Genomic DNA, 9,216 nt, shown 5'->3' with positions numbered 1-9,216 from the left:
GCGCAGGTCGTGCGCCGCCGCGGGCGGATCTACGTCATCAACAAGCAGGACCCGCGCTTCAAGGGCCGCCAGAAGGGCTGACCCGCGACCCCGGCCGTGCCGGGACCAGGAACCCCTGGTCCCGGCACGGCCGTCGCATTACGGTGAAGCCACCCGCTCCGGGTACCACCGGCGAGAGGCTGGCCCATGACCGCAGTGCCGCTGAGCGAACTCCCCCTGCTCGAGACCGACGTGCTGGTGGTCGGGGCCGGGCCGACGGGGCTGATGGCCGCTCTGGTCCTGGCCCGGCGCGGTGTGCGCGCCGAGGTTATCGACCCCAAGTCCGGCCCGACCCGTGAGTCCCGCGCCCTGGTGGTCCAGGCCCAGTCGATGGAGATCTACGATCAGCTGGGCCTCGCGCAGCAGGTGCTGGAGGCGGCGAATCCTGCCACGGGGTTCCAGCTGCGGCAGTCCGCGAACCCGGAGGGGTTCCAGTTCGCTCCTGCCCAGGCCGGGGACACCCCGTTCCCCGGGGCGCAGATCTTCGAGCAGAGCCGCAACGAGGAGCTGCTGGCCTCTGCGCTCGAGACCGAGGGACGCCCGGTCAGATGGGGCCACCGTCTGGTCACTCTCCTCGAGGGCACCGACACCGCGGACGAGCAGGTCGAGGCACTGGTCGAGAGTCCGCAAGGACTGATGCGCCTACGCGCCCGGTGGTGCATCGGGGCCGACGGGGCGAGCTCCCCGGTGCGTCACCAGCTCGGCCTGCCCTTCGAGGGCGTCACGGACGATGCCACCTTCTGCGTCGCCGATCTCCACGGCGTCACCGGGATCCCCAACCACACCGTCGCCGCCCGCTTCGGCGATGCGTCGTTCGCCGTGTTCATCCCGCTGGGCCCGGGCGGCCACGCCCGCCTGGTGTGCCTCAGCCCCACCGAGTCCCCGGATCAGGACGAGGTCCTGGCCGAGGCCCGCACCGACCTCGGCATCGATTTCGAGCGCGTGGAGTGGTTCTCCGCATACCGGGTCCACCACCGCGTCGCCTCCCAGTTCCGCAAGGGGCGCGCGCTGCTCGCCGGCGACGCCGCCCACGTGCACTCCCCCATCGGCGGCCAGGGCATGAACACCGGCCTGCAGGACGCTCATCACTTGTCGAACCTCCTGGCCGACGTCGTCCACGGCCATCTCACCCCGTCGGCCGTCGGACGCTACGAACGGGAACGGCGACCCGTCGCCCTCGCCCTGATCGAGGGCACCGACCGCGCCTTCGGGATCATCGCCCGCCGCGGCCGCGGGGCCGCGGCGCTGCGACGCCGGTTCAGCGGGATCATCTCGCTCCTCGGCCCGACGCTGTTCCGGTCAGCCCTGGGCCCGCGCCTGGGCGGGCTGCTCGGCCAGTACCGGATCCGCTACCCGCAGGTGCCGGCCGGCACGACGCCGCCGGCCTGGGCCGATGATCCGGCGGTCGGCCTGCGGCTGCTGGCCGACGGGGAGAGGGCGGACGCTCTGCGCGCGATGACCTGGCAGCTGCACACCTACGGCAACCAGGCGCGCCGCCCTGCCGTTCCGGACTGGATCGAGGGCCCGTTCGCCTTCGCCGCGGATCCCCGGGGCCAGCTGCGGCCGGACCGGATGTACCTGATCCGGCCCGACGGCTTCGTCGCCGCCGCGTTCCCGCTGCATGCCGGCGCCGCGAGCATCTACGACGTGCGCTCGGCGCTCGCGGCGTACGAGGTCGTCGCGTGAGGCCGCCGCTGGCGAGAAGCTCGCCGCGCTCCACCGCGGTGGGATCGCACGGGAGTACAACCTGTTGGGCGAATCCTCGGCCCAGCACACTGAAGGGACCGTTCCGTGAACCGGCGTCAGTTCCTCGCGCGAGTCGGCGCACTCGCCGTTCTCGTACCCGCCGCCTCCTGCACCCGCACAGAGAAGGACTCCGCTCCCATGGACGCCACCGAGGTCCTCGCCGCTGCTGACCTCGCTGCTCCTCTCGACGGGGCCGCCGTCGAGGATGTCCCCTCCTCTCGACGGGGCCGCCGTCGAGGATGTCCCGCTGGAGGGCGAGGAGCAGTGGAGCAAGAACGTCACGTTCTCGGGATCCCCGGACGAGGTCGACGCATGGGTCCAGGACAGTCTCGGCAACGACATCGAATCCCACGCTTATCGCGATGGTGAGCTGCCGTTCTCCGAGAAGTTCGGTCCCGAGGTCCCGAGGAAGGGGGACCGCGTGGTCAGCGCGACTCACGGATCGGTCGTCTACCTGATCGTCGTGGGCCAGGAGGCCTCGCCGACGGTGCACGTCCACGTGCGTCGCACGGGGCGCTGAGCGACCGGCGCGTCCTGGCGTGGCGTCAAGACGCGCGGAACACGTCTCCGGTACGTTTCGCGGATGGACCTCCGACAACACATCGCAGCTGCACTCGAGGGAGCAGCATAGCCATGCCCCTCGGCGTCTCCGTCAAGGCAGTCCTGGTCGATCCTGCGGGCCGAGTCCTGCTGGGCCGCAACCCTCGCCAGGAATGGGAATTGCTCGGGGGCCGGCCGGACCCCACCGACGCCTCACCCCAAGAGGTGCTTGAGCGCGAGCTCCACGAGGAAGCCGGAATACGAATCGTCGTGGGCCCGATCGTGGACTCGTGGATGTACGACCTCGGCCCTCTCGGGCGCGTCGTCATCATCACCTATCTCGCGACGCCGACACACGACGCGACGCTCCGGTCGAGCGAAGAGCACTCCCAGGTGCGCTGGTTCTCCGTCCCCGACGCACTCGACCTGGCCATGCCCCAGGGCTACAAGGACAGCATCGAGGCTGCTACATCTCCGCGGTTCCTGCAGCCTCCTCAGGAATTCGGCCCCTACTGATACTCCCCCGCATCCCTGGTGCTCGCCAACACGGCCTCCGCCCAGCCGTCAAGTCTCTCGGGCACTAGCCCTGCCCACCATCGAAGTACGCCCGCACCTCCTCAGGCACGGCGGGCACCTCGAGCGGCACTCCCCCGCTGCGGATCGACTCGGCGCCGCGCACCCCGGTGGCCACGGCCTCCCGGGCTGCGATGGCGGAGACCTCTGTGCTCCCGCCGTCGCGGGCGAATCGCAGGAACTCCGCGACCAGGCGCGGATCGGCGCCGCCGTGCCACCCCTCGGCGCGCTCGATGACCTCGACGGCGTCGGGGCGGCCGGGTCCGGAACGGCGCGATTCCCAGATGTGGATCTGGTCCCCGCCGTCGTTCCCCATGTTCTCGATCCGTCCCGCGTCGCCGATCACGGTGTAGTTGCGCCAGTAGTCGGGGGTGAAGTGGCACTGCTGGTAGGAGGCCAGCACGCCGTTGTCCAGCGTCATCGAGAGCATCGAGATGTCCTCGACGTCGATGAGGGGGTTCAGCTCCTTCTGGGCGGTGGGAGGCCAGGTGTCCTCGTCGTACCAGTCGCCCATGCGGCGGTCCGAGTTGTCCCGGCGATCAGCGATGTCCCCATAGACCGCGAGGTCGCCGATGCCCGAGACGCGGCGGGTGTAGCCGCCGGCGAGCCAGTGGATGACGTCGATGTCGTGGGCGCCCTTCTGCAGCAGCAGAGTCATCGCCTTGTCCCGCTCGGCGTGCCAGTCCTTGAAGTAGAAGTCGCCGCCGGCGCCCACGAAGTGGCGGCACCAGATGGCGCGCACCCGGCCGATGCGACCGGAGTCGATGATCTCCTTCAGCTGCCGGACCACCGGCATGTGGCGCATGTTGTGGCCGATGTACAGCCGAGCGCGCTTGTCCCGGGCCATGGCGAGCATGGCGTCGGTGTCCTCGATCCGGATCGCCATCGGCTTCTCGCAGAAGGTGGCCACGCCTGCCTCGAGCGTCTTCAGGGCGACGCCAGCGTGCGCGTAGTCGGGGGTCAGGATCATGACCGCGTCGACGTCGTGCCCGGCCAGCAGCTGGTCGACGTCCTCGACCAGTGCGATGTCCTCCCCGAGCCGCGCGCGGGCCATCTCCTTGCCACGCTCCGACGGGTCGGCGACCACGGTGATCCGGGAGCCCTCGCCGGGACGGTGGGCGTGCTCGGCCAACGGCGAGCGCGCCCCGAACCCGATCACCCCGATCCTCAGGTCCGACGGAGGGGCGGCCGCCGACGTGGGGGCCGACGAGGCGGGCTGCTGCGGGGTGGGGTCGGGCATGAGTCTCCGATCAGGGGTGTTCGCCGACAGGAAGCGCTCGGCCGGGGGTCAGCAGGGTCGGGGTCGGCAGGGTGGGGTCAGCCGGGTGGGGTCAGCCGGGTTGGGGGTCAGCACGTGGGGCCAGCCGGGCTGGGGGCCCCGATGACATAGGCCGGCGCGCCGTTCCATTCCACTGATCCGTGGCACCAGTGCAACGTATCCGGGGAATGGGCGAGCGACAACGCGCGTGTCGGGGCGGTCCGGATACGCCGGGTTGGGGATCAGCACGTGGGACCCGCCGGGTTGAGGGTCAGCGCGTGGGACCCGCCGGGGCGCTGCCGGTGACATAGGCCGACGCGCCGCGGCATTCCACTGATGCGTGGCACCAATGCAACGTATCGGGGGAATGGCGGGCGACGACGCGTGTGTCGGGGTGGCCCGGGCACGCAGGCCGCCCGCGCGCAGACCGACCGCACCCAGGCCGCCCACCGCGGTATGCCCGCTCAGCTCTCGCGCACCACTGCCGCCGCCCCGGCGTGCACCGTGACCGCGCCCTCCACGTCGGTGGCCGAGAGCATCTCGTAGCCGCTGACCTGCACCACCTGGTCGCGGTCGGAGTGGTTGAGCACGAACAGGTAGGTGGTGCCGTCCTCCGCGAAGCGACGCACCGCCTCGACATCGCGGTGCAGCCCCGCCACCGACGGCTCCACGCCGGCCGCGGCGACGATCTCGGCCACCAGGGCCTCGAGCCCCTCGGCCGACGGGCGGGCGGCGACGTACCAGGCCGCGCCCTCCCCCACCGGGTTCCGGGTCACGGCGGGCCGGCCGTGCAGCGGCCCGTCGGCCCAGCTGCGGATCGCCTCGGCGCCCTCGAGGCGGGTCTTCTCGCTCCACAGATCGGCCTCGGTGCCGTCGTCCAGATGCAGCACCTGGTCCGCCAGCAGCGGGGCGAACTCCTCGGTGCGCACGCCGAGCAGGTCGCGGAAGGCGCCGGGGTAGCCGCCGAGGCGCACGTGGTCGTTCTCGTCGACGATGCCGGAGAAGAAGGTGATGACCACCTGCGCGCCGGCGCGCGCGGCTGCGGCGAGGCGGTCGGCGTCCTCGTCGCGCACGGTGTACAGGGTGGGGGCGAGCACCAGCTCGTAGCCGGTCAGGTCCGCGTCGAGGGGCACCATGTCCACGCCCACGCCGAGGTCCCAGAAGGCGGTGTACCAGCGCAGCAGCTCCTCGTTGTAGCGCAGCGCCTGGGTGGGGTGGGAATCCAGCTCGCTCGCCCACCAGGAGGGGTAGTCCACGATGATCGCGATCCGGTTCAGGACCCGGCTGCCGCGTACCTCGGCCAGGGCCTCCAGGGCACGGCCGAGCGCGACGGTGCTGCGCCAGACGTCGGTGTCGCGGCCGGCGTGGGGCACCATCGCCGAGTGGAACTTCTCCGCGCCCGCGCGGGACTGGCGCCACTGGAAGAACATCACCCCGTCGGCCCCGCGGGCCACGTGCGCCAGGGAGTTGCGCAGCATCTCGCCGCGGCCCTTGGCGCGGTTGCGAGGCTGCCAGTTCACGGCGGAGGTGGAGTGCTCCATGAGGATCCACGGGTCGCCGCCGGCCACGCCGCGGGAGAGGTCCGCGGCCAGCGCCAGCTCGATCTGGCCGCGCGGGTCGTCGGCGATCAGATAGTGGTCGTTGGCCACCAGGTCGAGGTCATCGGCCCACGAGTAGTAGTCCATCCACTTGGTGTCGGACTTGAGCATGAGGTTCGTGGTGGTGGGGATCTGCGGGGTGATCTCGCGCAGCACGTCGCGCAGGGCCCGGTAGTGGGTCAGAAGCTCGTCGCTCGAGAAGCGGGCGAAGTCCAGCTGCTGGGTGGGATTGGCGTAGGTCGGCGCCGCGCGCGGCGGCAGGATCTCGCGGAAGGTGTCGTAGCGCTGGGACCAGAACGCGGTGCCCCAGGCGTCGTTGAGCGCGTCGATCGATCCGTACCGGCGCTCGAGCCAGGTGCGGAAGGCGGCCGCGGCCCGGTCGGAGTAGTCGTGGGGGACGTGGCAGCCCAGCTCGTTGTCCACGTGCCACAGCGCCAGCGCGGGGTGCTCGCCGTAGCGTTCGGCCATCATCCGGGTCATGCGCACCGCGTACTCCCGGAACAGCGGGGAGGAGACGGCGTAGGCCTGGCGCCCGCCCTGACCGAGCACGGTGCCGTCCTCGGTGACGGGGAGGATCTCGGGGTGGTGGCGGGTCAGCCACGGCGGCGGCGACGCGGTCGCGGTGGCCAGGGCCACCTTGATCCCGGCCTCGCCGAGGCGGTCCATGGTCTCGTCCAGCCAGGTGAAGTCGTAGTCGCCCTCGCGGGGCTCGATCGTGGCCCACGCGAAGATGGCGACGCTGACCAGGTTCACGCCGGCCTCGCGCATCAGGTCGATGTCCTCGAGGCGCACCTCCTGCGGCCACTGCTCGGGGTTGTAGTCGCCGCCGTAGGCGATCCCCTCGACGCCGACGGGCCAGGGTCGTGCAGCAGTCATGTCTCCTCCATCGCGAGATCATTCGGGAAGCGCTTCGGCCAGCATAGATGCCGTCATCGCGTCTGCGTCGGATCGCCGATCCAGCCGACGACGAGCGGGGCGAGCGTCGAGGTCTCGTAGGCGACGACCAGGAAGGGCGAATCCAGCACGAGTTCGTGCTCCTCCGCGGGCGCCGAGACCGCCTCGGCGACGACGGCCGTGGCCGCTGCCGCCTCCATGCCCTCCTCGTCCACGGTGATCACCGCCTTCTGGATCACCTGCGAGATGGACAGGTCCGTCTCGGCGGTGATCCCGGAGAAGTCGGCCGCACCGGCATCGAAGGCATCGCTCATGCCCAGCTCCTGCAGCGGCCCCGACAGCTCGCCGGCCCAGCCGATGTCGAACCCGGGCAGAGTGAGCTCGGTGGCACCGTCGGAGGCATCGAGCCCGCTCAGCAGCGCCGAGAGGCTGGCTGCAGTGTCGTCGGCGCTCTCCGCCCACGCATCGAGCACGGCGGCCACGTCCTCGAGCGGCTGAACGAGAGCGAGCGCGAGGTCGCCCCCGTATGTCCCCAGCGCCGTCGCCCGGCACAGCTCGTCCTCGTACCAGCTGCCGGTCGTGCCGCTGAGCATCTCGACGCTCTTCTCCTCGCCCTCGGCGGTGGTGAACGTGCCGCCGGAGCGAGTCAGCGTGTCCTGCCAGGCTGCCTTCAGGTGCAGCGCATTGACCAGCACCAGCCGTGTCTGCGCATCGAGGGCGTCCTCGGGGACCAGGTCCTCGATCAGGTCGTTCGTGGCCTCGGCGACCCAGTCGTTGATCCGCTGGCGGGCCTGCTCCCGCTCGGCGTCGTCGGCGAAGTCCGCCTCGTAGACGCCACTGGCGAAGTAGGTGGCCAGGCCCTCGAGGAAGCCGTCCTCGACGGCCATGCCCTCCTGCAGCCAGGTGCCGTTCACGAGCGAGGCGACGGGCGGCTCCGGGGCGTCGTCCTCTGGATTCTCGCGCTCCTGATCGCCGACCGTGGCCAGCACGGTGGCCAGGGTGTTGGAGACCTGGGCGAGCTCGTCGATGCTCCCGCCGAGAGCCTCCTCCATCTGGGCGCGGGTGTCCCCGGCTGCTCCCAATCCGGCCATGGTCAGCGCGATCTGGGCGGACAGCGGTGAGCACACGGCGTTGACGGCGCTGCGGTCGATGCCTGCCCATAGCCGCGCCGTGAAGGGCACGACGTTCTCGCCGGTGCCGTCGGGCGAGCCGGGCTCGGCACGCGGCAGCTCGGCTCTCAGATCCGGTTCACCGGCCTCGCCCTGGCCGTCGTCCCCGCACCCCGCCAGAGCGACCGACGCGAACGGGAGGGCCGCCCCGGCCGTCAGGACGGAGCGCCGGCGCCACTCCGGGCGGCGTGCGGGACGGGACGGAGCAGCAGTGGTGGTCATGTCCTCATCGAAGACGGGACGACGGCCCGGTGCAAGGGCCCCGGCGTTGCGAATCGGCACCGAGGCTGTGCGGGGCCCGGGAGAGGTCACCCCTTGACCGACCCCTCCGTCAGCCCGCCGCGCCAGAAGCGCTGGAGGACCAGGATGAGGATGGCCAGCGGGATCACCGACAGCAGCGCGCCGCCGACGGTGAGCTGGTAGAACTCCGGCAGCCGGTCGGTCTGGGCCCGCCAGTTGTCCAGGCCCAGGGTGATCGGATAGAGCGTCTCGTCGGCCAGCATCACCAGCGGCAGCATGTAGTTGTTCCAGATCGCGACGAACTGGAACAGCACGATGGTCACCAGGGCCGGGGTGAGCTGCGGCAGCGCGAGCCGGTGGAACAGCCCCAGCTCCCCCACCCCGTCGATCCGGCCGGCCTCGAGCAGCTCGTCCGGGACCGCGGCGCTGGCATAGATCGAGGCCAGGAACAGACCGAACGGGCTGACCAGGGAGGGAATCAGCACCGACCAGTACGTGTTGGTGATCCCGATGGAGCTGAACAGGAAGAACAGCGGCAGCGCGACGGCCGTGCCGGGCACCAGCACGCCACCGAGGACCAGCACGTAGACCAGGCGCCGGCCCGGGAAGCGGTACTTCGCCAGGGCGTACCCCGCGGCGGCCGCGAAGTAGGTGGCCAGCACCGAACCGACCCCCGCGTACAGCACGGAGTTCAGCGCCCACCGCGGGAAGATCCCGCCGTTGGCCGAGAGCACCGCGCGGATGTTCTCGAGCAGCTGGAAGTCCTGGCCGAACCAGAAGCCGCTGGTGCCGAACAGGTCCTCGGTGGACTTGGTGGCATTGACGAGCACCCAGTACACCGGCACCAGGAAGTAGATCGCGATGACGGCGAGGATCGCGGTGACCAGGATGGTGGTGGACGGTCTGCGCCCCGCCTCGCGGGTACCGGAGCGGCCGTCGGTGACGGGAGCGGCGCGGCGGCGGGTGGGGGTCTGCGTGGTGGTCATCGGCGCTTCTCCGTCCAGGAGGAGACTCCCAGCGCGATCGCTGAGAGCACGAAGGCGGAGACCGCGATGATCACGGCCTGCGCGGCGGCCATGCCGACGTCGTTGTACTGGAACGCGAAGGCGTAGGCGGCCATGTTCGGGGTGTACTCCGAGGTGATCCCGGCGCTCATGTT

At 71.0% G+C, this 9,216-nt stretch carries 8 protein-coding genes and 1 pseudogene; 4 read left to right on the top strand and 5 right to left on the bottom strand.

The window, feature by feature from the left end; genetic code table 11:
- The 4 genes from AC5020_RS16735 to AC5020_RS16720 all read left to right on the top strand — a co-directional run.
- On the top strand, positions 1 to 81 hold an 81-nt coding region (locus AC5020_RS16735; RefSeq protein WP_464989117.1), incomplete at its 5' end, for a ribosomal protein bL36.
- Positions 82 to 186: 105 nt separating this feature from the next.
- Entirely contained in the window at positions 187 to 1,725 is a 1,539-nt protein-coding gene (locus tag AC5020_RS16730; RefSeq protein ID WP_464989116.1) for an FAD-dependent monooxygenase, read from the top strand.
- Positions 1,726 to 1,990: 265 nt separating this feature from the next.
- A complete protein-coding gene (locus AC5020_RS16725) occupies positions 1,991 to 2,305 on the top strand; it encodes a hypothetical protein (protein WP_464989115.1) in 315 nt (104 codons plus the stop codon).
- A gap of 113 nt (positions 2,306 to 2,418) precedes the next feature.
- Entirely contained in the window at positions 2,419 to 2,841 is a 423-nt protein-coding gene (locus AC5020_RS16720) for an NUDIX domain-containing protein (protein WP_464989114.1), read from the top strand.
- A 64-nt stretch (positions 2,842 to 2,905) separates the two neighbouring features.
- On the opposite strand, the gene AC5020_RS16715 is transcribed toward AC5020_RS16720, so the two are convergent.
- The 5 genes and pseudogenes from AC5020_RS16715 to AC5020_RS16695 all read right to left on the bottom strand — a co-directional run.
- Complete coding sequence (locus AC5020_RS16715; protein ID WP_464989113.1) at positions 2,906 to 4,138, bottom strand: Gfo/Idh/MocA family protein; 1,233 nt, start codon at positions 4,136 to 4,138, stop codon at positions 2,906 to 2,908.
- 482 nt (positions 4,139 to 4,620) lie between these two features.
- Positions 4,621 to 6,630, bottom strand: coding sequence for a beta-galactosidase (locus AC5020_RS16710; protein WP_464989112.1), 2,010 nt, complete (start codon positions 6,628 to 6,630; stop codon positions 4,621 to 4,623).
- Between the two features lie 53 nt (positions 6,631 to 6,683).
- Complete coding sequence (locus AC5020_RS16705) at positions 6,684 to 8,039, bottom strand: serpin family protein (protein ID WP_464989111.1); 1,356 nt, start codon at positions 8,037 to 8,039, stop codon at positions 6,684 to 6,686.
- 86 nt (positions 8,040 to 8,125) lie between these two features.
- Positions 8,126 to 9,043, bottom strand: a complete 918-nt coding sequence (locus tag AC5020_RS16700; RefSeq protein ID WP_464989110.1) for a carbohydrate ABC transporter permease — start codon at positions 9,041 to 9,043, stop codon at positions 8,126 to 8,128.
- A pseudogene (locus AC5020_RS16695) lies at positions 9,040 to 9,216 on the bottom strand (sugar ABC transporter permease); the annotation flags it as partial. The pseudogene AC5020_RS16695 and the gene AC5020_RS16700, both read right to left, overlap by 4 nt.

This window comes from Brachybacterium sp. SYSU DS0246 (genome assembly GCF_059391765.1).
The sequence above is the reverse complement of the archived record's forward strand: the minus strand, read 5'-3'. Positions and strand labels throughout refer to the sequence as shown.

Excerpts from the sequence above, each read along its gene's own strand:
- AC5020_RS16730 (WP_464989116.1), top strand. The coding sequence starts at position 187 with ATGACCGCAGTGCCGCTGAGCGAACTCCCCCTGCTCGAGACCGACGTG.
- AC5020_RS16725 (WP_464989115.1), top strand. The coding sequence starts at position 1,991 with ATGTCCCCTCCTCTCGACGGGGCCGCCGTCGAGGATGTCCCGCTGGAG.
- AC5020_RS16720 (WP_464989114.1), top strand. The coding sequence starts at position 2,419 with ATGCCCCTCGGCGTCTCCGTCAAGGCAGTCCTGGTCGATCCTGCGGGC.
- AC5020_RS16715 (WP_464989113.1), bottom strand. The coding sequence starts at position 4,138 with ATGCCCGACCCCACCCCGCAGCAGCCCGCCTCGTCGGCCCCCACGTCG.
- AC5020_RS16710 (WP_464989112.1), bottom strand. The coding sequence starts at position 6,630 with ATGACTGCTGCACGACCCTGGCCCGTCGGCGTCGAGGGGATCGCCTAC.
- AC5020_RS16705 (WP_464989111.1), bottom strand. The coding sequence starts at position 8,039 with ATGACCACCACTGCTGCTCCGTCCCGTCCCGCACGCCGCCCGGAGTGG.
- AC5020_RS16700 (WP_464989110.1), bottom strand. The coding sequence starts at position 9,043 with ATGACCACCACGCAGACCCCCACCCGCCGCCGCGCCGCTCCCGTCACC.